We start from the raw sequence: 21,464 nt of genomic DNA, 5'->3' as shown, positions 1-21,464 counted from the left end.
GTCCCGCGCGTCCACCCGGCGGCCTTAAAGTCGTCCCGTCCGACTCGGGAACCGCCCGAGGCCGAGAGAGTGCGAGCCCCCATGGACGTGCAGAAGAAGCTCGACGAGATCGTCGCGGCCGTCAGCGGCGCCCGGTCCATGCCCATGTCGGCTTCCTGCGTGATCAACCGCGCGGAGCTGCTCGCCGAGCTGGAAGAGGTCCGCAAGGCGCTCCCCGGCTCCCTCGCCCAGGCACAGGAGCTCATCGGCGGCCGGGACCAGATGGTCGAGGAGGCACGCCGGGAGGCGGACCGCATCATCGAGTCCGCCCACGCCCAGCGCGGTTCGCTGATCTCCGACACCGAGATCGCGCGGCGGGCGCAGGCCGAGGCCGACCGGATCCTCGCGGACGCCCGCCGGGAGGCCGGGGAGATCCGGGCCGAGGCGGACGACTACGTCGACAGCAAGCTCGCGAACTTCGAGGTCGTCCTCAGCAAGACCATCGGCTCCGTGGACCGCGGCCGGGAGAAGCTGCTGGGCCGCGGCCCGGGGCTGGACGAACACGGGTACCCCGAAACCGACGCCCCCGAGCGCAGCAGCGACCCGCAGACGCAGCGCGAGCAGGCGGACGCGTACGTCGACACCAAGCTGGCGACCTTCGAGGCGGTGCTCTCCAAGACCCTGGAGGCCGTCGGCCGGGGCCGCCAGAAGCTGCTGGGCCGGGTGCCGACGGACGACCTGGGCGCGCACATGGCCGCCCAGGACGCCGCGGACGCCTCGCAGTCCCGCTCGGCGAGCGACGCGGACTTCCTGGCGGGCCTCGCCGAACCCGTACCCGTACCCGCCGCGGCCCCGGTCCCCGCCCAGACCCGGCAGGAACCGGCCTACGACGCCTACGCCTACGAAGGGCAGCAGCCGCAGCAGGACCCGTACTCCGGCTACCAGGACCCGTACGGCTACCAGCAGCAGGTCCAGCAGCCGGACCCGTACGGGGTGCCCTACCAGCAGCAGCCCGACCCTTACGCGGCGTACCAGCAGCCCCAGGCCCCCCAGCAGCCCGCGCTCGACGAGACCAGCTTCTTCGACACGAGCATGATCAACCTGGACCAGCTGCGGCAGTACGAGCAGGACCGCTAGGCCGGATTGGGCGCTGGGCGCGGCGCCGGGTATCCTGGCTGTTCGGTCGCGCGTATGCACCGCGATCCATGCTGCCCTCAAGTGCTCCACTTGTGGCGCAGTCTTTGCTCTTCAGCGATCTGTGAAAGCAGGAACCGGCCCTGAACACCCACCTCGACCACCGCAACCCCCTCGTGTTCGACACGCACGAGCTGGGTCGGCGTCCTGGTGCCATGCAGCGGCTGTCCCGCGAGATCGCGGCGCCGGCGGACCTCGGTCTCGCCGACGTCATCGGAGTGCCGGAAGGCGCCCCGCTGAAGGTCAACCTCCGGATGGAGTCGGTCATGGAAGGGGTGCTTGTCACAGGCACCGCTCGTGGCCGGGCCGTGGGGGAGTGCGTAAGGTGTCTGGAGACCGTCGAGCGCGAGCTCAAGGCGGACTTCCAGGAGATGTTCTCGTACCCTGACGCCGACGACCGGACCCGCTCCAAGGCGGAGCCGGCCGACGACGCCGAGGACGACGAGGACACGCTCCACCTTGAGGACGGCTTGTTCGACCTCGAACCCGTGCTGCGTGACGTGGTGGTGCTCGCACTGCCGCTGCAGCCGGTGTGCCGGGAGGACTGTCTCGGACTGTGCCCCGAATGCGGGCTCAATCTGAACGAGGACCCGGACCACCACCATGACGCCGTCGACATCCGTTGGGCGGCTCTGCAGGAACTCGTCGTGACCGATCAGGACGACGAGAAGGACAACATGAGCGGCACTGCATCTGACGGAGTTCAGAGCGCCGCCGAGAAGCAGGAGAAGTAGCCGTGGCTGTTCCGAAGCGGAAGATGTCGCGCAGCAACACGCGCCACCGCCGGTCGCAGTGGAAGGCTGCGGTCCCCACCCTGGTTTCGTGTGAGCGTTGCCAGGAGCCGAAGCTCCAGCACATTGCGTGCCCGAGCTGCGGCACCTACAACAAGCGCCAGGTCCTCGAGGTCTGAGCGGCTGGTGAGAGGCGCAATGTCTGAGCTGTCCAACGCTGAGAAGCAGGCAGACAGTAACAACGCGGCCTCGTCCCACGTGCTTCTGGAAGGGCGGCTCGGGTACCAACTCGAGTCCGCCCTTCTGGTGCGTGCGCTGACCCACCGCTCGTACGCGTACGAGAACGGCGGTCTGCCCACCAACGAGCGCCTGGAGTTCCTCGGGGACTCCGTGCTCGGCCTGGTGGTCACGGACACGCTGTACACGACCCACCCCGACCTGCCGGAAGGCCAGCTGGCCAAACTGCGGGCCGCGGTGGTCAACTCGCGCGCACTGGCGGAGGTCGGGCGCGGCCTCGACCTCGGCTCCTTCATCCGGCTCGGCCGGGGCGAAGAGGGCACGGGCGGCCGGGACAAGGCCTCCATCCTCGCCGACACCCTTGAAGCGGTGATCGGCGCGGTCTACCTCGACAAGGGCCTCGACGCGGCCTCGGAGCTGGTGCACCGGCTCTTCGACCCGCTCATCGAGAAGTCCTCCAACCTCGGGGCCGGCCTGGACTGGAAGACCAGTCTCCAGGAGCTCACGGCGGCCGAAGGCCTTGGTGTACCGGAGTACCTGGTCACCGAGACCGGACCGGACCACGAGAAGACCTTCACAGCTGCCGCTCGCGTCGGTGGTGTCTCGTACGGCACCGGCACCGGCCGCAGCAAGAAGGAAGCGGAACAGCAGGCGGCGGAATCCGCGTGGCGCGGTATCCGTGCCGCGGCGGACGAGCGGATCGCGGCGCAGGCCGCGGCTGCAGCCGCTCCGGCGGCGGCCACGGCCACGGCCGTGACCGACGACGCCACGGCCGTGGACGGCGGGGCGCCGACGCCCGCCGGTCCGGCGTCGGGCGCCTGACGCTTCCTCCTGACGTTTCCTTCGGGAACCACCGCCCGCCCCTGCCTCGCAGGGGCGGGCGTCCTGTTTTCCGGGGTCTTGCCCTCGCACCCCTCCTCCGGAGCCCTCGGGGGAGGGCCGGCGGGGAGGCCGGTAGGCTCGCGAGTGAGCCGCAAGAACGCACCCGTCGGAGGAACACCGTGCCCGAGCTTCCCGAAGTCGAAGTGGTGCGGCGGGGGTTGGAGCGCTGGGTGGCCGGGCGGACGGTCGGTGCCGTGGAGGTACTGCATCCGCGCGCCGTACGCCGCCACCCGGGCGGCGGGGCCGATTTCGTCGCCCGGCTGACCGGCCAGACCTTCGGCGTGCCGATGCGGCGCGGAAAGTACCTGTGGCTGCCCCTGGAGGGCCGGGACCTGTCGGTGCTCGGGCACCTCGGGATGAGCGGGCAGCTGCTGGTGCAGCCGACCGGAGCGCCCGACGAGAAGCACCTGCGGATCCGGGTGCGCTTCGCGGACGACGCCGGGACCGAGCTGCGCTTCGTCGACCAGCGCACCTTCGGCGGACTCTCGCTGCACGAGAGTGTCCCCGGGAGCGCCGAGGGGCTCCCCGACGTCATCGCGCACATCGCACGCGACCCGCTGGACCCCCTCTTCGACGAGCCCTCCTACCACCTCGCCCTGCGGGCCAAGCGGACCACCCTCAAGCGGGCGCTGCTGGACCAGTCCCTGATCAGCGGGGTCGGCAACATCTACGCGGACGAGGCGCTGTGGCGCGCGAGGCTGCACTACGAGCGCCCCACCGCCACGCTCACGCGCCCCCGGAGCGCGGAACTCCTCACGCACGTCCGGGACGTCATGAACGCCGCCCTCGACGTCGGCGGGACCAGCTTCGACAGTCTCTACGTCAACGTGAACGGGGAGTCCGGCTACTTCGACCGCTCGCTCGACGCGTACGGGCGCGAGGACGAGCCCTGCCGGCGCTGCGGCACGCCGATGCGGCGCCGGCCGTGGATGAACCGGTCGAGCTACTTCTGCCCGCGCTGTCAGCGGCCGCCGCGGCTGCCGTCGTAGGACTGCCGGGAGGCCAGGACCTCGGGCATGCTGCCCTCCACGAAGTGGATCAGCGACAGCAGCCGGTCGGCCACCTCCCGGCCGAGCGGGGTCAGCTCGTAGTCCACGCGGGGCGGGTTGGTGGGCTGGGCGTCACGGCTGACGATGCCGTCCCGCTCCAGCGCGTGCAGCGTCTGCGAGAGCATCTTCTCGCTCACGCCGGCGACCCGGCGGCGCAGCTCGTTGAACCGGCAGGGGCCTTCGCGCAGGGCGCCCACAGTGAGGCTGCCCCAGCGGCCGGTGACGTGCTCCAGGGTTTCCCGCGAGGGACACGTACGCGCGAAGACGTCGAACGGGAGGTCCGTGTACGTCGTCTCGGGGCAGAGGGGTTTCTCCATGGGAGCAGCGTACCCCTCCACAGCGCTAACCGAATGCTTGCGCTTTCCAAAAGTTAGTGCTTCTCTGGTGTTCGCCGCCACCGCTCCCCGCGGGGCGGGCGCCACGAGCACGTCCCGCGAGCACTTCTGAGGAGAACCGTCATGTCCGCTCTCGCCCACGCCCCCGTCGTCTCCATCGCCTACCACTCCGGATACGGGCACACCGCGGTCCTCGCCGAGGCCGTACGGGCGGGCGCCGCCGAGGCCGGAGCCACGGTCCACCTGATCAAGGTCGATGAGATCGACGACGCCCAGTGGGCGCTCCTCGACGCCTCCGACGCGATCGTCTTCGGCTCGCCGACCTACATGGGCACCGCCTCGGGGGCCTTCCACACCTTCGCCGAGGCCACCGCGAAGCGCTGGTTCGGGGACGTCTGGCAGGACAAGGTGGCCGCCGGCTTCACGAACTCCGGTTCCAAGAGCGGCGACAAGTCCGGCACGCTGGGCTACTTCCAGACCCTGGCCGCGCAGCACGCCATGAGCTGGGTCAACCTCGGTCTCAAGCCGGGCTGGAACACCAGCACCGCCTCCGAGAACGACCTCAACCGGCTCGGCTTCTTCGCCGGTGCGGCCGCCCAGACGCACACCGACCACGGTGTGGAGGACGTCCACAAGGCCGACATAGCCACCGCCGAGCACCTCGGCCGCCGCGTTGCGCAGCACGCGCGCGTGATCGTGGCGGGGCGCGCGGCGCTGGCCGCCTGAGTCCGCTCGGGGAAGGATCCCCGGGCGGAGGTGGGCGCCGGGCCGGGGCCGGGCGCCGGGGCTAGAAGCCGAAGTCCTGGGTCCACCAGGGGCCGCCGGCGCCGAAGTAGGCGCCGACGCCCAGGGTGCGGAACTCACAGTTGAGGATGTTCGCCTTGTGGCCCGGGCTGTTCATCCAGGCGTTCATCACCGACGCCGCGTCGCCCTGGCCCCGGGCTATGTTCTCGCCGCCGAGGCCGGAGATGCCGGCGGCCTGGGCCCGGTCCCAGGGGGTGCGCCCGTCGGGGTCGGTGTGGTCGAAGAAGCCCCGTACTGCCATGTCCTTGCTGAACGCCGCGGCCAGGGAGGCGAGCGGGGGGTTCGCCCGGACCGGGCCGCACCCCGCCTGGGCGCGCTCCTGGTTCACCAGGGCGAGGACGGCCGCCTCTTCCGAGGAGTGGCCGTCACCCGTCGCGGGGACCGGGACGACGGGCTTGGGCGCGGCCGGCTTGGGAGCCGCGGGCTTGGGTGCCGCGGGCTTGGGTGCCGCGGGCTTGGGGGCGGCGGTGGTCTTCACCGGCTCCGGGGCCTTGGTGGACGGCGAGGGCGTGGGCGAGGGGGAGGCGGAGACCGAGGGGGATGGCGAAGCGGACGGGGTGGGGGAGGCGCTGCTCGCTTCGGCGGAGGGAACGGCCCGGCCCGGCAGTCCGGTGAGGCCGCCCTGCTGCTGGAGGGAGCTCCCGGCGTCCGGCGTCGGCGAAGCCTTGGCCTCCGTCTTGGAGGCGGAGTCCGTACCCACGTAGGGGAAGGAGTCGCCGACCGGTACGAGACCGGTGGTGACGGCCGCCGTGCCGAGGACCACGGCCACGGAGACGCCCAGCAGACCGTTGCGCACGAGGGTGCGGCGCTTGCCGCCGCCGGGCGGTGCGGCGTGGAGTCGGTGGCGTCCCATCCGGCTGGCCTTCCTTGCAAGATCATCCCTAACACACCCAAATGGGTGAGTTCATTGGTGCGCGACTGTACGCCATGGGCCCAGGGGGGTGATGTGCCTGGAAAGTGATCGTCCGGTTAGCTTTCACGCATGAACGAAGACGTCCGGCTGACCGCATGGGTGCGCGGCCGAGTACAGGGAGTGGGCTTCCGCTGGTTCACCAGGGCCTATGCGCTGGAGATCGGAGGCGTGGTCGGCTTCGCACTGAACCTGGACGACGGCCGAGTGCAGGTCGTGGCCGAGGGTCAACGTGAGAATTGCCACCGGCTGCTGGACTGGCTGCGGTCGGGCGACACGCCCGGGCGGGTGGACGGAGTAACAGAGATCTGGGGCACACCGCGCGGTGGCTACGACGGTTTCGCCATCCGGTGACCGATCAGCCGATCATGGGCTGATCGGATCCGCGGGCGGGTCGCACCGCCTCGGAACTGCGGATTCCTCGCGGAGGCGTTGCCGCGCCCGGTGAAACGTGGAAGGCTCGGAGATGTGGACGATCTCCGCCTCCCGTGCCAGGGCAGGGCTGCGCGCCGATACAGGGCGTGATCGTGTTGACCGTCAAACTTTTTGGTGAGACGCTGGAAGCCCCGCGCACCTGAGCTGTTTGGCAGCGCTGACAGTAGTAAGCGCAGTGACTGACAGTCGCTGCCGGACCGCCGCGGGTGCGATTCCCTCACGACCCACACCGCTTCGGTCGGTCACTCAGTGTGGAGGACCATCCATCATGGCAAAGGCGCTTCTCGGTTACGTCGGCGGTTCTGACCCGCGACTCCTCGCCGAGATGCGACGGCTTCAGCAGCGCGTCCAGGACCTCGAGTCCGAACTCGGACGGATCCAGTCCGAAAACGACGCACTGAATGCGGCCGCCGCTCAGCACGGAGACACGTTGCTGGACACCCTCGACGTATCCCAGGCGGAGCCTGCGCTCACCTGATCCGCGCTCTCGCGTCGACGCTCGACTCCAGCAAGCACGATCTGCAAGGGACGCTTCGGCGTCCCTTCTTCCTTGCCGCCGCCTCTTCGCCGCGGCCTCTTCGCCCTCGCCTCTTCCCTTCCGCGGCCGTCCCTTCCTCTGCGCAGCCGTCCCGGGCCGGTGACCCGTGCGCCGATCGGGGGCACTGGGCCGGATGGGGGCCGTTTCCTTCAGCGTCTGATCTGCCCGAGACCTTCCGGGGCGAAACCGAAGGTGAAAGGTAGAGTCCGGCGGCGTGCACCTCAAGTCCCTGACCCTGCGTGGCTTCAAGTCCTTCGCATCCGCCACCACCCTGCGGTTCGAACCCGGGATCACCTGCGTCGTGGGCCCGAACGGGTCGGGCAAGTCCAACGTGGTGGACGCGCTGTCCTGGGTCATGGGGGAACAGGGGGCCAAGTCCCTGCGCGGCGGAAAGATGGAGGACGTCATCTTCGCCGGCACGACGGGCCGGCCGCCGCTCGGCCGCGCCGAGGTGTCCCTGACCATCGACAACTCCGACGGCGCCCTGCCCATCGAGTACGCCGAGGTCACCCTCACCCGGATCATGTTCCGCGGCGGCAGCAGCGAGTACCAGATCAACGGGGACACCTGCCGCCTGCTCGACATCCAGGAGCTGCTCTCCGACTCCGGCATCGGCCGCGAGATGCACGTGATCGTCGGACAGGGGCAGCTGGACTCCGTCCTGCACGCCGACCCGATGGGCCGCCGCGCCTTCATCGAGGAGGCGGCCGGGGTGTTGAAGCACCGCAAGCGCAAGGAAAAGGCGCTGCGGAAGCTGGACGCGATGCAGGCCAACCTCGCCCGCGTGCAGGACCTGGGGGACGAGCTGCGCCGCCAGTTGAAGCCGCTCGGGCGGCAGGCGGCGGTGGCCCGCCGGGCAGCGGTGATCCAGGCGGACCTGCGGGACGCGCGGCTGAGGCTGCTCGCCGACGACCTCGTCGCGCTGCGGGGGGCGCTGGAAGCGGAGATCGCCGACGAGGCCGCGCTCAAGGAGCGCAAGGAGTCGGCGGAGCGGGAACTCGCGGGTGCGGTGCGGCGCGAGGCGGAGCTGGAGGAAGCGGTACGTGACCTCGCGCCACGGCTGCAGCGGGCGCAGCGCACCTGGTACGAGCTGTCCCAGCTCGCCGAACGGGTACGGGGGACGGCGTCGCTGGCCGAGGCACGGGTCAAGTCGGCCTCGGCGCCGGTGGAGGAGGAACGGCGCGGCCGCGACCCCGAGGAGCTGGAACGGGAGGCCGAGCGGATCCGCGAGCAGGAGGCGGAGCTGACGGCGGCGCTGGAGGCGGCGTCGCGGGCGCTGGAGGACACCGTCGAGCACCGGGCGGAGCTGGAGCGGGCGCTGGCCGAGGAGGAGCGGCGGCTGCGGGACGCGGCGCGGGCCATCGCCGACCGGCGCGAGGGCCTGGCCCGGCTGACCGGACGGCTGGGCGCCGCGCGGTCGCGGGCGGGTGCGGCGCAGGCGGAGATCGACCGGCTGGTCGCGGCGCGGGACGAGGCGCACCGCCGGGCGGAGGCCGCGCAGGCGGAGTACGAGGCGCTGGCCGAGGAGGTCGCGGGCGGGGACGAACCGTCGGAGCAGGCGGAGTACCAGGCGGCGCGGACCGGGCTGGAACAGGCGGAGGCGGCGCTGGCCGCGGCGCGCGAGGCGCTGACAGCGGCGGAGCGGTCGCGGGCGGCGGTGTCGGCGCGGCGGGACGCGCTGGCGCTGGGGCTGCGGCGCAAGGACGGTACGGGAGCGCTGCTGGCGGCCCGGCTGGGCGGGCTGCTGGGGCCGGCGGCCGAACGGGTGCGGGTGGCTGCGGGGTACGAGGTCGCGGTGGCGGCGGCGCTGGGCGCGGCGGCCGACGCGGTGGCGGTCGCCTCCCCGTCCGCGGCGGCCGACGCCCTCCGCCACCTGCGCGACTGCGACGCCGGCCGCGCCACCCTCCTGATCACCCCTCAGCCCCCTGCCACGGTCCCGCCCCAGTCGGCCACCCCCGCCGCCACCGCGACCGGCGCCGCCCCCCGGGCCGCCACCCCGGGCGCAGCCCCGGCGCAGCGCGCGCCGGAGGGCGACCCCGCCGGCGACCCCGCCTGCGACGCCCCCGGCGGGCGGCCCCCGGCCGCCTCCGGGCCGCGCCCCAGCGCCGGAGGCGACGCCCCCGGTGAGATCGCCGGCGGGGCGGGCGTCGAGACCCGCGACGGGGCTCCGGCGCAGTCCGCGCCGCAGGCCGGTCCTGCGGCCCATGCCCCCGGCGGGGCCTGCGCGCCGTGCCCGGCGGGCGGCGTGCGGGTGGACGCGGGGACGCAGCAGGCCGTGCCCGCCGCGGAGTTGGTGGACGGGGACGCCGGGGTCGTGCGGGCCGTGGGGTGGGTGTTGCGGGGGTACGTCGTCGTGGGGACCCTGGCGCAGGCCGAGGCGGTCGTCGCCGAGCATCCCGAGCTGGTCGCGGTGACCGCCGACGGGGACGTGCTCGGGACCCACATCGCCCACGGCGGCTCCGCCGGCGCGCCGAGCCTCCTCGAAGTGCAGGCCGCCGTCGACGAGGCAGACGCCGAGCTCACCCGCCTGGACGCCGCCTGCGCGGAACTCGGCGCCGCCCAGGCCGCCGCGCAGGACCGGCGCCGCGCCGCGGCAGCCCTCGTGGAGGAGCTGGCCGAGCGGCGCCGCGCCGGGGAGCAGGCCAGGGCCCAGGTCGCGCAGCAGCTCGGCCGGCTCGCCGGGCAGGCCAAGGGCGCCGCGGGCGAGGCCGAGCGCAGCGCCGCCGCCGCGGCCCGGGCGCAGGACGCGCTGGACCAGGCCCGCCTGGAGGTCGAGGAGTGCGCAGAGCGGCTCGCGATCGCCGAGGAGACGCCGGTGGACGAAGAGCCCGACACCTCCTCCCGGGACCGGCTCGCCGCCGATGGCGCCAACGCCCGGCAGACCGAGATGGAGGCACGGCTCCAGCTGCGGACCCACGAGGAACGGGTCAAGGGCCTGGCCGGCCGCGCCGACTCCCTCGACCGCGCGGCCCGCGCCGAACGCGAGGCCCGCACCCGGGCGGAACGCCGCCGCCGCCGGCTGCGCCACGAGGCCGAGGTGGGCCGGGCGGTGACCGACGGGGCCCGGCAGCTGCTCGCGCACCTGGAGGTGTCGATCGGGCGCGCGGAGCTGGAGCGCACCCTCGCCGAGCAGGCCAAGGGCCTGCGGGAACGGGAACTGGCCGATGCCCGCGCCCGGGGGCGCGACCTCAAGGGGGAGCTGGACAAGCTCACCGACTCCGTGCACCGGGGCGAGGTGCTCGGCGCCGAGAAGCGGATGCGGATCGAGCAGGTGGAGAGCCGGGCCCTGGAGGAGTTCGGGGTGGAGGCGGCCGGTCTGGTGGCCGAGTACGGGCCGGACCAGCCCGTCCCCCCGTCGCCGCCCGCCGAGGGCGAGGAGCTCCCCGAGGACCCTGAGCACCCCCGCAACCGCCCCGGCCCCTTCGACCGCGCCCGCCAGGAGAAACGCCTCAAGGCGGCCGAGCGCGCGTACCAGCAGCTCGGCAAGGTCAACCCGCTCGCGCTGGAGGAGTTCGCGGCCTTGGAGGAGCGCCACAAGTTCCTCAGCGAGCAGCTCGAGGACCTCCGCAAGACCCGGGCGGACCTCCTTCAAGTCGTGAAGGAAGTCGACAAGCGGGTGGAGCAGGTCTTCACCGAGGCGTACCAGGACACGGCCAGGGAGTTCGAGGGCGTCTTCGCGCGTTTGTTCCCGGGCGGCGAGGGCAGGCTCGTCCTCACTGATCCGGACGACATGCTGGCCACCGGGGTGGACGTGGAGGCCCGGCCGCCGGGCAAGAAGGTCAAGCGGCTCTCCCTGCTCTCCGGCGGGGAGCGTTCGCTGACGGCCGTGGCCCTGCTGGTCTCCATCTTCAAGGCCCGGCCCAGCCCGTTCTACGTGATGGACGAAGTGGAGGCAGCCCTTGACGACACCAACCTGCAGCGGCTCATCCGCATCATGGCGGAGCTCCAGGAGAGCTCCCAGCTGATCGTCATCACGCACCAGAAGCGGACGATGGAGATCGCGGACGCCCTCTACGGCGTCTCGATGCAGGGCGACGGCGTGTCGAAGGTCATCAGCCAGCGGCTGCGCTGACGGGATCGTCGCAGCCGATCGCTGTTCATTCAAGAAGTGAAGGTCCACTCATCTCTATGCACTTCTGCCGGGGTGTTGACTTCATGAACTGAACACATAAGCTCTGCTCCGCTGCCTTTTCCCTTCGGGTGGTGCCGGTTCCCCACCTGTGCGCCACTGGAAGGAACCACCCCACCCGCCATCGCAGCCGGGCACGCAGGAGCAGACCTTGACCAGCAGCACAGAGCAGGCGTCGGCCTCGGGCGGCGGACGCGCGCCCCACCCCGACCACCTCGGGCACGTCATCTTCATCACCGCGGCCGCGGCCATGGGCGGCTTCCTCTTCGGATACGACAGCTCGGTGATCAACGGCGCCGTCGTCGCGATCCGCGACCGCTTCGACGTGGGTTCCGGAACCCTCGCGCAGGTGATCGCGGCGGCCCTGATCGGCTGCGCCATCGGCGCGGCCACCGCCGGCCGCATCGCCGACCGGATCGGCCGGATCCGCTGCATGCAGATCGCCGCCACCCTCTTCACCGTCAGCGCCGTCGGCTCCGCCCTGCCGTTCGCCCTGTGGGACCTCGCCATGTGGCGCGTCATCGGCGGCTTCGGCATCGGTATGGCCTCGGTCATCGGTCCCGCCTACATCGCCGAGGTCTCCCCGGCCGCCTACCGCGGCCGGCTGGCCTCCTTCCAGCAGGCGGCCATCGTCATCGGCATCGCCGTCTCGCAGCTCGTCAACTGGGGCATCCTGAACCTGGCCGGCGGCGACCAGCGCGGCGAGATCGCGGGCCTGGAGGCCTGGCAGTGGATGCTCGGTGTGATGGTCGTCCCGGCCGTGCTCTACGGGCTGATGTCCTTCGTCATCCCGGAGTCCCCGCGCTTCCTGATCTCGGTCGGCCGTACCGACGAGGCCAAGAAGGTGTTGGGCGAGGTCGAGGGTTCCGGCGTCGACCTCGACGCCCGGGCCGCCGAGATCGAGCACGCGATGCGCTCCGAGCACAAGTCCACCTTCCGGGACCTGCTCGGCGGCCGCTTCGGCTTCCTGCCCATCGTCTGGATCGGTATCGGCCTCTCCGTCTTCCAGCAGCTCGTCGGCATCAACGTGATCTTCTACTACAGCTCCGCGCTGTGGCAGTCCGTCGGTATCGACCCGAGCAGCTCGTTCCTCTACTCGTTCACCACCTCGATGATCAACATCGTCGGCACGGTGATCGCGATGATCTTCGTGGACCGGCTCGGCCGCAAGCCGCTCGCCCTGATCGGCTCCGTGGGCATGGCGATCTCCCTCGGTACCGCCGCGTGGGCGTTCTCCTTCAAGGAGGGCACCGGGGACAACATCACCCTGCCCGACACCCAGGGCACGGTGGCGCTGGTCGCCGCGCACTCGTTCGTCCTCTTCTTCGCCCTGTCCTGGGGCGTGGTGGTCTGGGTGCTGCTCGGCGAGATGTTCCCCAACCGCATCCGCGCCGCCGCGCTCGGTGTCGCCGCCTCCGCCCAGTGGATCGCCAACTGGCTCATCACCGTCACGTTCCCCTCGCTGGCCGACTGGAGCCTGTCCGGGGCGTACGTCATCTACGCGGTCTTCGCCGCGCTCTCGATCCCGTTCATCCTCAAGTGGGTGCCGGAGACCAAGGGCAAGGCGTTGGAGGAGATGGGGTAATCCTCCCCGCCACCACCCCTCTCCTCTTCGACAGGTACTGCCCCGCTCAGCCCTTGAGCCGGGGCAGTACCTGTTCGCACAGCAGCTGCAGGCTGCGCCAGCCCTCGTCGACGGGCATCCCACCGCACAGCGGGTGCAGCACCAGGTTCCCCGCCTCGCCCGCGCTACGGGCGTACGCCAGCGCCTGCTCCGGGGTCAGGACCCGGTACACGCCCTCCGCGCGCAGCTCCGCCACCGACCGCGCCGCCGAGCGCACCGCGCTGCGGATGTCCTTGGACTGCCAGGACGCGTACGTGGCCGCCTCGTGCAGGAAGCACTCGCCGTGCTCGGCCCAGACGCGGTCCGGGTCCTCGGCGACGTGCAGCAGCGGGGTCTCGGCGGCGGGCATCATGCAGAAGCCCTCCGTGCCGTACTCCGCGAGCTTCGACCGGTAGTACGCCTCCAGCTCCGGGAGGTGGGCGCTCGGGAAGAACGGCAGTCCCAGCCGGGCCGCGCGCCGGGCCGCCGCTTCGGAGCTGCCGCCGACCAGCAGCAGCGGGTGCGGCTGCGTGAACGGCCGCGGGGTGACCCGTACCGTGCGGCCGCGGAAGGTGAAGGGCTCGCCGGTCCACGCTTTGAGCAGCGTCTCCAGCAGCTCGTCCTGGAGCTTGCCGCGCCGGCCCCACTCCACCCCGTGCTGCTCGTACTCCTGCGGGCGGTAGCCGATGCCCGCGACGGTCACCAGCCGGCCGCCGCCCAGCAGGTCGAGGACGGCGATGTCCTCCGCCACCTTCAACGGGTCGTGGAGCGGTCCGATGATCGCCGAGACGGTGACGGCGATCCGGCGCGTGGCCCCGAACAGGGCGCCGGCGAAGGCGAAGGGCGAGGGCAGCCAGTTGTTGCCGGTGCCGTGGTGCTCCTCGGTCTGGATGGTGTCGACCCCGCGGTCGTCCGCGTACCGGGCCATCTCCAGCGCGGCCCGGTAGCGGGCGCGCAGGCTCTCGGGAGTGCCGTTCGGGTCGACCAGATTGAACCGGGCCACGGTGACGGGCATGGCGGAGTCCCCCTTCGCCGGTGGGATGCGCGGGCGAAGGGGGACGTTAGCTGACGTGGCGTCAGTTGGACAGGGATCCGGCGAGCGCCGGCTCCTGCGCCTCGCCCCCCGCCGCCGGCGCGGTCCGCGGCAGTACGGCGTACAGCGCGCCGGAGGTGAGGATGCCAGCCACCCAGCCGAGTCCGTTGCGCCCGGCCCAGCTGTCGGACAGCGGTCCGGCGAACCAGTCCACCTTGGTGAACAACAGGCCCACGACCAGCGCCGCGCCCCAGGCCGTCATGGCCTGCCAGGCGAAACCGCCCCGGTACCAGTAGGCACTGCTCGGCGTCGTGTCCAGCAGCGCGGGGCCGTCATAGCTCCCCCGCCGCAGCATGTCCACGCCGAAGACGCCGATCCACGCGGAGAAGGCCACGGCCAGCAGCGTCAGGAAGGAGATGAACGAACCGAAGAAGCTCTTCGCCACCACCATCAGCAGGAAGCCGAACACCAGACTGATGACGGCGTTGACGCTCACGGCCCAGGCGCGCGGCACCTTGATGCCCAGCGTCTGCGCGGTGAAGCCGGCCGAGTACATGGACATCGAGTTGATCAGCAGCATGCCGACGAGGGCGATGAGCAGGTACGGGACCGCCAGCCAGACCGGCAGCAGCTCCCCGATGAAGGAGACCGGGTCCGCGGCGCCGGCCAGGTCGGGGGTGCCGACCGCCATCACGGCGCCCATCAGCACCATCGGCAGGACGACGATCCCCGCACCGCCGATCGTCGCGCCGACCATGCCCTTCGCGGAGGCGGTGCGCGGCAGGTAGCGGGTGAAGTCCGGGCCGGAGGGGACCCAGCTGATACCGCCGGCCGCGATCGTGCCGATACCCGCGATCATCATGGCGGTGGAGCCGGCCGGCTTGTCGAAGACGGCGGCCCATTCGGTCGTCACGGCCAGGTAGCCGAGCACGAGCAGGCTGAACGCGCCGAAGAGGTACGTCGACCACTTCGAGCAGACCCTCAGCGCGTTGATGCCGAGCCCCGAGACCACGAACGTGCAGGTCACGAAGAACAGCAGCGTCACGACGATCAGCGGGGTGCCCGCCCGCACGCCGAAGAGCAGGTCGAGCACGGTCAGGACGGCGTAGGCGCCGCTCACCGCGTTGATGGTCTCCCAGCCCCAGCGGGCCACCCAGATCAGCGCGCCGGGGAAGAGGTTGCCGCGCTGCCCGAAAACGGCCCGCGAGAGCGCCATGCCGGGGGCGCCGCCGCGCTTGCCCGCGATCGATATCAGCCCGACCAGCCCGTACGAGACGACGGGCGCGGCGAGCGCGACGACGAGCACCTGCCAGATGTTCAGCTTGTTGAAGATCACCAGCCCGGCGCCCATGGTCAGCAGCAGCACGCTGATGTTCGCGGCGACCCAGGTGGGGACGAGTTCGCGGACACGGCCGCCGCGCTCGCTGTCGGGGACGGGCTCCAGGCCGCGGGTCTCCACCGCGGACTCTGCGGGCTCGGCAGGCATGTACGACTCCGGGGGGTGTGGGGAAGTCGTACATCATCGTATTTTCGTCCGGAAAAGCACAAATTGAGGATTCGCACCCCGGGCGCAGCTCCGGCTCACGGGCCCCGGGGCGGCTCACGCCATACTGGGTGGGTTATGGAAATCCTCATTCTCGCTGTAGTCATCGCCCTGGTCGCGGTCGGCGCGATCAGCGGGCTCGTGGTCAGCAGCCGCAAGAAGAAGCAGCTGCCGCCCACGGCGCCGCCGAGCACGCCGACCATCACTGCCCCGCCCGCCGAACCGCAGGTGGGCGAGGACGCCGCACCGACGGCGGAAGAGCCGCGCCGCACGATCGAGGAGGTCGAGCTCCCCGACGCGCAGACCGCCGTCGAGTCGCCGGTCGCCGTCGAGGACCCCGTGGTCGGGCTGGCGCCCGCCCCCGAGATCGAGGTGCCCGAGCCCACCGCCGGCCGCCTGGTCCGGCTGCGCGCGCGGCTCGCCCGTTCGCAGAACTCGCTCGGCAAGGGGCTGCTCACGCTGCTCTCCCGCGAGCACCTCGACGAGGACACCTGGGAGGAGATCGAGGAGACGCTCCTCATCGCCGACGTCGGTGTCGTCCCGACCCAGGAACTGGTCGACCGGCTCCGTGAGCGGGTCCGGGTGCTCGGCACCCGCACCCCCGCCGAACTGCGCACGCTGTTGAAGGAGGAGCTGCTGACCCTGGTCGGCACCGACTTCGACCGCGCGGTGAAGACCGAGAGCGGCGTCGACACCCCCGGCGTCGTGATGGTCGTCGGCGTCAACGGCACCGGCAAGACCACGACCACCGGCAAGCTGGCCCGGGTGCTGGTCGCCGACGGCCGCAGCGTCGTGCTCGGCGCGGCCGACACCTTCCGCGCCGCCGCCGCCGACCAGCTGCAGACCTGGGGCGACCGGGTCGGCGCCCGCACCATCCGCGGCCCCGAGGGGGGCGACCCCGCCTCGATCGCCTACGACGCGGTCAAGGAGGGCATCGCCGAGGGTGCGGACGTCGTGCTCATCGACACCGCCGGCCGGCTGCACACCAAGACCGGGCTCATGGACGAGCTCGGCAAGGTCAAGCGCGTCGTGGAGAAGCACGGGCCGCTGGACGAGGTCCTGCTGGTCCTGGACGCGACCACCGGGCAGAACGGCCTGACCCAGGCGCGCGTGTTCGCCGAGGTCGTGGACATCACCGGCATCGTGCTGACCAAGCTCGACGGCACCGCGAAGGGCGGCATCGTCGTGGCCGTCCAGCGCGAGCTGGGCGTCCCGGTCAAGCTCATCGGCCTCGGCGAGGGCCCGGACGACCTGGCCCCCTTCGAGCCCCAGGCGTTCGTCGACGCCCTGATCGGCGACTGAGGGCCCGCGCCCGCACCGCCGTACGCTCGCAGCCAGTGCCCCCGCATCCGGTCCGGACGCGGGGGCACTGGTCTGCGGACGGGGTTCAGCGGCGGAAGCGGTGGCAGATGTACGCGAGCGTCCCGAGCAGCAGCCGGGCCTGCGGCGGGCCGCCCACGCAGTCGAGCGCGGGCGCGCGCAGCCACAGCGCCGGGCCGAGGCCCGCGTGGTCGGAGGGCGGGGCCGTCAGGAAGGCACCGGTCCCCAGGGCGCGCAGGTCCAGATCGGCGTCGTCCCAGCCCATCCGGTAGAGCAGCTGCGGCAGCCCGGCCGACGCCCCCGGCGCCACGAAGAACTGCGCGCGGCCGTCCGGGGTCACGGTGACCGGTCCGAGCGGCAGGCCCATCCGCTCCAGCCGGACCAGCGCGCGCCGGCCGGCCTCCTCGGACACCTCGATGACGTCGAAGACGCGGCCGACGGGGAGCAGGACCGCGGCGCCCGGGTATTCGTCCCAGATCTCGGCGACCTCGTCCAGGGTCGCCCCCGCGGGCACGGTGGGGGCGAAGTCCAGCGGGTGCGCCCCCGGCGCGGGGCAATTCGTATGACCGCAGGAGCAGTCACGGCCGGGCGCCGCGGCGCGGGCGCCGGGGACCGCGTCCCAGCCCCACAGTCCGGTGTACTCCGCTACCGCCGTGCACTCCGAGGCCCGTCCGCGCCGCCGCGAGCCGGAACGGAACTCCTTGGTGCTGCGGCTGATGCCGATCGTGAAGCCCATGCCCATGCCCCCTCCAACGGGTCGGACGCGCCGGTGGTTACGACGCCGGCGAGACCTGCTGTCCGGTGGGGCGGGGGTGCGGCTCGCCTCCGGGCCGCCCGGCGCACTCCTCGCCGCGCGCGCCCCGGCCGCACTCCCGTCCAACCATTCCGTTTCGCCTTCCTGTCAAGTGAATCGCGCCTGGCCGGTGGCGAGTTCATTCGAAGGGGTGGCGAATGGTGGCGTTTCCACGGCCCGCCTCGCGCGAGGGGTGATCGTAGGATTACTTTCGGTGCACGAACCCCGTCGGCAAGCCCATCCGTGGTTATGCCGGAGGCAATGGGTGAAGGACTTGTGAAGTCCCTGGCGGCGACCGCCGAACCGGCCAGGGTTTGTGCGGAAGAGGCTTAACGGATGGGGGCGTTCCAGTGAGCGGCAACGGCGCAAGCGGAACGAACGGGCAGTCGCCCGCGCCTTCGGAGGCGTCCTGCGAGACGGTCGTCCGCAACGAGCAGTTGACCTCCTGGTTCGTGCGCAGCGGCTGGTCCAAGGGCGAACTCGCCCGCCAGGTCAACCGCCGGGCCCGCCAGATGGGCGCCCACCACATCAGCACCGACACCTCGCGCGTGCGGCGCTGGCTCGACGGCGAACAGCCCCGCGAACCCGTCCCGCGCATCCTGTCCGAACTGTTCTCCGAACGCTTCGGCTCCGTCGTCGCCATCGAACAGCTCGGCCTGCGCACCGCGCACCAGACCCCCTCCGTGTCCGGCGTCGACCTGCCCTGGGCCGGACCGCAGACCGTCGAGCTGCTCAGCGAGTTCTCCCGCAGCGACCTGATGCTCGCCCGCCGCGGCTTCCTCGGGACCTCGCTCGCCCTTTCCGCAGGTCCCGCCCTCATCGAGCCCATGCAGCGCTGGCTCGTGCCGGTCCCGGCCGCCGACCCCGGATCGCGCACCGAGAGCGGGCCCGCGGCCCTCGCGGGCTACCGGCCGGCCGGGCTCTCCGATCCGGAACTCGACCTGCTCGAAGCCACCACCGTGATGTTCCGCCAGTGGGACGCCCAGTGCGGCGGTGGTCTGCGCCGCAAGGCGGTCGTCGGACAGCTCCACGAGGTCACCGACCTGCTCCAGGAGAGCCACCCGGCCCCCGTGATGAAACGACTGTTCAAGGTCGCGGCCGAACTCGCCGAACTGGCCGGCTGGATGAGCTACGACATCGGACTGCACCCCACCGCGCAGAAGTACTTCGTCCTCGCGCTGCACGCCGCCAAGGAGGGCGGTGACAAGCCCCTCGGCTCGTACATCCTCTCCAACATGGGCCGCCAGATGATCCACCTCGGACGCCCCGAGGACGCCCTGGAACTCATCCACCTCGCCCAGTACGGAAGCCGCGACTGCGCCGGGCCCCGCACCCAGGCCATGCTGTATGCGATGGAGGCCCGCGCCTACGCCAACATGGGCCAGCCCAGCCGCTGCAAGCGCGCCGTGCGGATGGCCGAGGACACCTTCGGCGACGTCGGTCTCGGCGGCGACGAGCCCGAGCCCGACTGGATCCGTTTCTTCTCCGAAGCCGAGCTCAACGGCGAGAACTCCCACTCCTACCGGGACCTGGCGTACGTGGCCGGGCGCAGCCCCACCTACGCCTCCCTCGCCGAACCCGTCATGGAACGGGCCGTCGAGCTGTTCGCCAAGGACCCCGAGCACCAGCGCTCGTACGCCCTGAACCTCATCGGCATGGCCACCGTCCACCTCCTCCAGCGCGAGCCCGAGCAGGCGACCGTCCTGGTCGACCAGGCCCTGGACGTGGCGCGAAAAGTACGGTCCGAACGGGTGAACACCCGCCTGCGCAAGACCGTCGACACCGCGGCCCGTGAGTACGGCGACGTCGCCGACGTGGTCAGGCTGACCGACCACCTCGCCTCCCGGCTCCCCGAAGCCGCGGAGGCCGTCTGACGGCCCTGGCAGCCGTCCCTTCGAAGCCCCGGCCGCGGCGGCCGACCCCGTGAAGCCCGAACAGGCTCCCCCAGCCAGGCCACCCGGGTCCCCGCCGCGGCCGGCCTGCCTTTGTGCCTGAACCGGCGCAGCTCTCGCGGAGGCGCCGGCTCGCCGTCGTGGCTCCTCACATGATGCTTGCCGTGTTCATCGTGCCGTAACAGCCCGGACGTCTTCGTCACGGCGGCGAAACATCGAGCGGTGGCGCCGGAAACCGGGCTGCGCGAATCTCAGGGTCATTAACCGGCCAGCCTCTAGGCCCACACCAGCAGGCCTTATGCCCCGCGCCGCTTAGGTAGCCACGATCGCCCGCACGCGAACGTACCGACGACGAGGAGACGCCGATGGCATCAGCCATCACGACCCTCGCGGCAGACGCCCCGGCCCTGTCTGCCGCGAACACCGGGTTCATGCTCATCTGCTCCGCCCTGGTCATGCTGATGACCCCGGGACTGGCCTTCTTCTACGGGGGCATGGTCCGCGTCAAGAGCAGCCTCAACATGCTCATGATGAGCTTCATCAGCCTCGGGATCGTCACGATCCTGTGGGTCCTCTACGGATTCAGCCTCGCCTTCGGGACCGACGCGGGCTCGCTCATCGGATGGAACTCCGACTACGTCGGACTCAGCGGCATCGGCATCACCGAGCTCTGGGACGGCTACACCATCCCGGTCTACGTCTTCGCCGTCTTCCAGCTGATGTTCGCCGTCATCACCCCGGCCCTGATCAGCGGCGCCCTCGCCGACCGCGTCAAGTTCAGCGCCTGGGCCCTGTTCACCGCCCTGTGGGTGAGCCTCGTCTACTTCCCCGTCGCCCACTGGGTCTGGGGCACCGGCGGCTGGCTCTTCAAGCTCGGCGTCATCGACTTCGCGGGCGGCACCGCCGTCCACATCAACGCCGGCGCCGCCGCCCTCGGCGTGATCCTCGTCATCGGCAAGCGCGTGGGCTTCAAGAAGGACCTGATGCGCCCGCACAGCCTCCCGCTGGTCATGCTCGGGGCCGGTCTCCTCTGGTTCGGCTGGTTCGGCTTCAACGCCGGCTCCTGGCTCGGCAACGACGACGGCGTCGGCGCCGTCATGTTCGTCAACACCCAGGTCGCCACCGCCGCCGCCATGCTCGCCTGGCTCGGCTACGAGAAGCTGCGCCACGGCTCCTTCACCACCCTGGGCGCCGCGTCCGGCGCGGTCGCCGGTCTCGTCGCGATCACCCCCTCCGGCGGCTCCTGCTCCCCGCTCGGCGCGATCGCCATCGGCGCCATCGCCGGCGTCGTCTGCGCCATGGCCGTCGGCCTCAAGTACAGGTTCAACTTCGACGACTCCCTCGACGTGGTCGGCGTCCACCTCGTCGGCGGGATCATCGGCTCCCTCCTCGTCGGCCTCTTCGCCACCGGAGGCGTCCAGTCCGACGCCAAGGGCCTCTTCTACGGCGGCGGCCTGGACCAGCTCGGCAAGCAGGCCATCGGCGTCTTCGCCGTCCTCGCCTACTCTCTCCTCGCCTCCGCACTCCTCGCCTTCCTGCTCGACAAGACGATCGGGATGAGGGTCACCGAGGACGACGAGGTCTCGGGCATCGACCAGGTCGAGCACGCCGAGACCGCCTACGACTTCAGCGGGGCGGGCGGCGGCGCCTCCTCCCGGAGCACCGCCGTACCCGCCCACGCCGCCGCCGCGACCAAGAAGGTTGACGCATGAAGCTGATCACCGCGATCGTCAAGCCGCACCGCCTCGACGAGATCAAGGACGCCCTCCAGCGGTTCGGGGTCCAGGGACTGACCGTCTCCGAGGCCAGTGGCTACGGCCGCCAGCGCGGCCACACCGAGGTCTACCGCGGCGCCGAGTACACCGTGGACCTCGTACCGAAGATCCGCATCGAGGTCGTCGTCGAGGACGACACGGCCGAGGACGTGATGAACGTGCTGGTCACCGCGGCGCACACCGGCAAGATCGGTGACGGCAAGGTGTGGAGCGTCCCCGTGGACTCGATCATCAGGGTCCGCACCGGCGAGCGCGGCGCGGACGCGCTCTAAGCGACGGGAG

19 protein-coding genes are annotated in these 21,464 nt (G+C 71.6%); 14 read left to right on the top strand and 5 right to left on the bottom strand.

Features of this window, described 5'->3' with window-relative positions; all coding sequences use genetic code 11:
* Nucleotides 1-81: 81 nt before the first annotated feature.
* The 5 genes from OG861_RS09450 to mutM all read left to right on the top strand — a co-directional run bounded on the left by OG861_RS09450 (nucleotide 82) and on the right by mutM (nucleotide 4,012).
* Nucleotides 82-1,116 carry an ATP synthase F0 subunit B gene (locus tag OG861_RS09450; protein ID WP_329198643.1) on the top strand — a complete coding sequence of 345 codons (1,035 nt, stop codon included), beginning with the start codon at nucleotides 82-84 and terminating at the stop codon, nucleotides 1,114-1,116.
* A 140-nt stretch (nucleotides 1,117-1,256) separates the two neighbouring features.
* Nucleotides 1,257-1,907: a YceD family protein gene (locus OG861_RS09445; RefSeq protein WP_329202475.1), complete on the top strand. Its 651-nt coding sequence runs from the start codon at nucleotides 1,257-1,259 to the stop codon at nucleotides 1,905-1,907.
* Nucleotides 1,908-1,909: 2 nt separating this feature from the next.
* Nucleotides 1,910-2,083 carry a 50S ribosomal protein L32 gene (gene rpmF / locus OG861_RS09440; RefSeq protein ID WP_003965982.1) on the top strand — a complete coding sequence of 58 codons (174 nt, stop codon included), beginning with the start codon at nucleotides 1,910-1,912 and terminating at the stop codon, nucleotides 2,081-2,083.
* A 19-nt stretch (nucleotides 2,084-2,102) separates the two neighbouring features.
* On the top strand, nucleotides 2,103-2,963 hold the full coding sequence (rnc, locus tag OG861_RS09435; protein WP_329198645.1) for a ribonuclease III: 861 nt from the start codon (nucleotides 2,103-2,105) through the stop codon (nucleotides 2,961-2,963).
* A gap of 179 nt (nucleotides 2,964-3,142) precedes the next feature.
* The gene (gene mutM, locus OG861_RS09430) at nucleotides 3,143-4,012 is read left to right on the top strand and encodes a bifunctional DNA-formamidopyrimidine glycosylase/DNA-(apurinic or apyrimidinic site) lyase (protein WP_329198647.1); all 870 of its coding nucleotides are present in this window, start codon (nucleotides 3,143-3,145) and stop codon (nucleotides 4,010-4,012) included.
* On the opposite strand, the gene OG861_RS09425 is transcribed toward mutM, so the two are convergent.
* Nucleotides 3,985-4,389 (bottom strand): winged helix-turn-helix transcriptional regulator, encoded by a 405-nt coding sequence (locus OG861_RS09425; RefSeq protein WP_329198649.1) that lies wholly within the window; start codon nucleotides 4,387-4,389, stop codon nucleotides 3,985-3,987. The two genes, mutM and OG861_RS09425, sit on opposite strands and share 28 nt — an antisense overlap.
* Before the next feature lie 141 nt (nucleotides 4,390-4,530).
* Here OG861_RS09425 and OG861_RS09420 point away from each other — a divergent pair, with 141 nt between their 5' ends.
* Nucleotides 4,531-5,133 (top strand): flavodoxin family protein, encoded by a 603-nt coding sequence (locus OG861_RS09420; protein WP_329198651.1) that lies wholly within the window; start codon nucleotides 4,531-4,533, stop codon nucleotides 5,131-5,133.
* Nucleotides 5,134-5,194: 61 nt separating this feature from the next.
* On the opposite strand, the gene OG861_RS09415 is transcribed toward OG861_RS09420, so the two are convergent.
* Nucleotides 5,195-6,064, bottom strand: coding sequence for a CAP domain-containing protein (locus OG861_RS09415; RefSeq protein ID WP_329198653.1), 870 nt, complete (start codon nucleotides 6,062-6,064; stop codon nucleotides 5,195-5,197).
* A 129-nt stretch (nucleotides 6,065-6,193) separates the two neighbouring features.
* Here OG861_RS09415 and OG861_RS09410 point away from each other — a divergent pair, with 129 nt between their 5' ends.
* The 4 genes from OG861_RS09410 (at nucleotide 6,194) to OG861_RS09395 (ending at nucleotide 12,808) form a co-directional block, all read left to right on the top strand.
* Complete coding sequence (locus OG861_RS09410; protein WP_329198655.1) at nucleotides 6,194-6,475, top strand: acylphosphatase; 282 nt, start codon at nucleotides 6,194-6,196, stop codon at nucleotides 6,473-6,475.
* 349 nt (nucleotides 6,476-6,824) lie between these two features.
* Entirely contained in the window at nucleotides 6,825-7,034 is a 210-nt protein-coding gene (locus tag OG861_RS09405) for a hypothetical protein (RefSeq protein ID WP_136213338.1), read from the top strand.
* Nucleotides 7,035-7,308: 274 nt separating this feature from the next.
* Entirely contained in the window at nucleotides 7,309-11,166 is a 3,858-nt protein-coding gene (locus OG861_RS09400; protein ID WP_329198656.1) for a chromosome segregation SMC family protein, read from the top strand.
* A gap of 208 nt (nucleotides 11,167-11,374) precedes the next feature.
* Nucleotides 11,375-12,808 carry a sugar porter family MFS transporter gene (locus OG861_RS09395; protein ID WP_329198658.1) on the top strand — a complete coding sequence of 478 codons (1,434 nt, stop codon included), beginning with the start codon at nucleotides 11,375-11,377 and terminating at the stop codon, nucleotides 12,806-12,808.
* A 46-nt stretch (nucleotides 12,809-12,854) separates the two neighbouring features.
* On the opposite strand, the gene OG861_RS09390 is transcribed toward OG861_RS09395, so the two are convergent.
* Both OG861_RS09390 and OG861_RS09385 read right to left on the bottom strand, forming a co-directional pair.
* Nucleotides 12,855-13,841 (bottom strand): LLM class flavin-dependent oxidoreductase, encoded by a 987-nt coding sequence (locus tag OG861_RS09390; protein ID WP_329198660.1) that lies wholly within the window; start codon nucleotides 13,839-13,841, stop codon nucleotides 12,855-12,857.
* A 61-nt stretch (nucleotides 13,842-13,902) separates the two neighbouring features.
* Nucleotides 13,903-15,345, bottom strand: coding sequence for a cytosine permease (locus OG861_RS09385; RefSeq protein ID WP_329198662.1), 1,443 nt, complete (start codon nucleotides 15,343-15,345; stop codon nucleotides 13,903-13,905).
* A 135-nt stretch (nucleotides 15,346-15,480) separates the two neighbouring features.
* On the opposite strand from OG861_RS09385, the gene ftsY reads away from it, so the two are divergent.
* Nucleotides 15,481-16,704 (top strand): signal recognition particle-docking protein FtsY, encoded by a 1,224-nt coding sequence (ftsY, locus tag OG861_RS09380; protein WP_329198664.1) that lies wholly within the window; start codon nucleotides 15,481-15,483, stop codon nucleotides 16,702-16,704.
* Between the two features lie 85 nt (nucleotides 16,705-16,789).
* On the opposite strand, the gene OG861_RS09375 is transcribed toward ftsY, so the two are convergent.
* Complete coding sequence (locus OG861_RS09375; protein ID WP_329198666.1) at nucleotides 16,790-17,458, bottom strand: bifunctional DNA primase/polymerase; 669 nt, start codon at nucleotides 17,456-17,458, stop codon at nucleotides 16,790-16,792.
* Between the two features lie 407 nt (nucleotides 17,459-17,865).
* On the opposite strand from OG861_RS09375, the gene nsdA reads away from it, so the two are divergent.
* The 3 genes from nsdA (at nucleotide 17,866) to OG861_RS09360 (ending at nucleotide 21,454) form a co-directional block, all read left to right on the top strand.
* Complete coding sequence (gene nsdA, locus OG861_RS09370) at nucleotides 17,866-19,389, top strand: transcriptional repressor NsdA (RefSeq protein WP_329198668.1); 1,524 nt, start codon at nucleotides 17,866-17,868, stop codon at nucleotides 19,387-19,389.
* Nucleotides 19,390-19,772: 383 nt separating this feature from the next.
* A complete protein-coding gene (locus tag OG861_RS09365) occupies nucleotides 19,773-21,119 on the top strand; it encodes an ammonium transporter (RefSeq protein ID WP_329198669.1) in 1,347 nt (448 codons plus the stop codon).
* Complete coding sequence (locus OG861_RS09360; RefSeq protein WP_329198671.1) at nucleotides 21,116-21,454, top strand: P-II family nitrogen regulator; 339 nt, start codon at nucleotides 21,116-21,118, stop codon at nucleotides 21,452-21,454. Before OG861_RS09365 ends, OG861_RS09360 begins: the two co-directional genes overlap by 4 nt.
* Nucleotides 21,455-21,464 lie beyond the last annotated feature (10 nt).

The organism is Streptomyces sp. NBC_00539 (assembly GCF_036346105.1).
Taxonomy (GTDB): domain Bacteria; phylum Actinomycetota; class Actinomycetes; order Streptomycetales; family Streptomycetaceae; genus Streptomyces.
Note: the sequence above shows the minus strand (reverse complement) of the source record. Positions and strands in the feature narration are given on the sequence as shown.

Coding starts and splice junctions, on each gene's coding strand:
- OG861_RS09450 (WP_329198643.1), top strand. CDS start 82: ATGGACGTGCAGAAGAAGCTCGACGAGATCGTCGCGGCCGTCAGCGGC.
- rnc (WP_329198645.1), top strand. CDS start 2,103: ATGTCTGAGCTGTCCAACGCTGAGAAGCAGGCAGACAGTAACAACGCG.
- OG861_RS09425 (WP_329198649.1), bottom strand. CDS start 4,389: ATGGAGAAACCCCTCTGCCCCGAGACGACGTACACGGACCTCCCGTTC.
- OG861_RS09420 (WP_329198651.1), top strand. CDS start 4,531: ATGTCCGCTCTCGCCCACGCCCCCGTCGTCTCCATCGCCTACCACTCC.
- OG861_RS09415 (WP_329198653.1), bottom strand. CDS start 6,064: ATGGGACGCCACCGACTCCACGCCGCACCGCCCGGCGGCGGCAAGCGC.
- OG861_RS09410 (WP_329198655.1), top strand. CDS start 6,194: ATGAACGAAGACGTCCGGCTGACCGCATGGGTGCGCGGCCGAGTACAG.
- OG861_RS09405 (WP_136213338.1), top strand. CDS start 6,825: ATGGCAAAGGCGCTTCTCGGTTACGTCGGCGGTTCTGACCCGCGACTC.
- OG861_RS09390 (WP_329198660.1), bottom strand. CDS start 13,841: ATGCCCGTCACCGTGGCCCGGTTCAATCTGGTCGACCCGAACGGCACT.
- OG861_RS09385 (WP_329198662.1), bottom strand. CDS start 15,345: ATGCCTGCCGAGCCCGCAGAGTCCGCGGTGGAGACCCGCGGCCTGGAG.
- ftsY (WP_329198664.1), top strand. CDS start 15,481: ATGGAAATCCTCATTCTCGCTGTAGTCATCGCCCTGGTCGCGGTCGGC.
- OG861_RS09375 (WP_329198666.1), bottom strand. CDS start 17,458: ATGGGCTTCACGATCGGCATCAGCCGCAGCACCAAGGAGTTCCGTTCC.
- OG861_RS09365 (WP_329198669.1), top strand. CDS start 19,773: ATGGCATCAGCCATCACGACCCTCGCGGCAGACGCCCCGGCCCTGTCT.
- OG861_RS09360 (WP_329198671.1), top strand. CDS start 21,116: ATGAAGCTGATCACCGCGATCGTCAAGCCGCACCGCCTCGACGAGATC.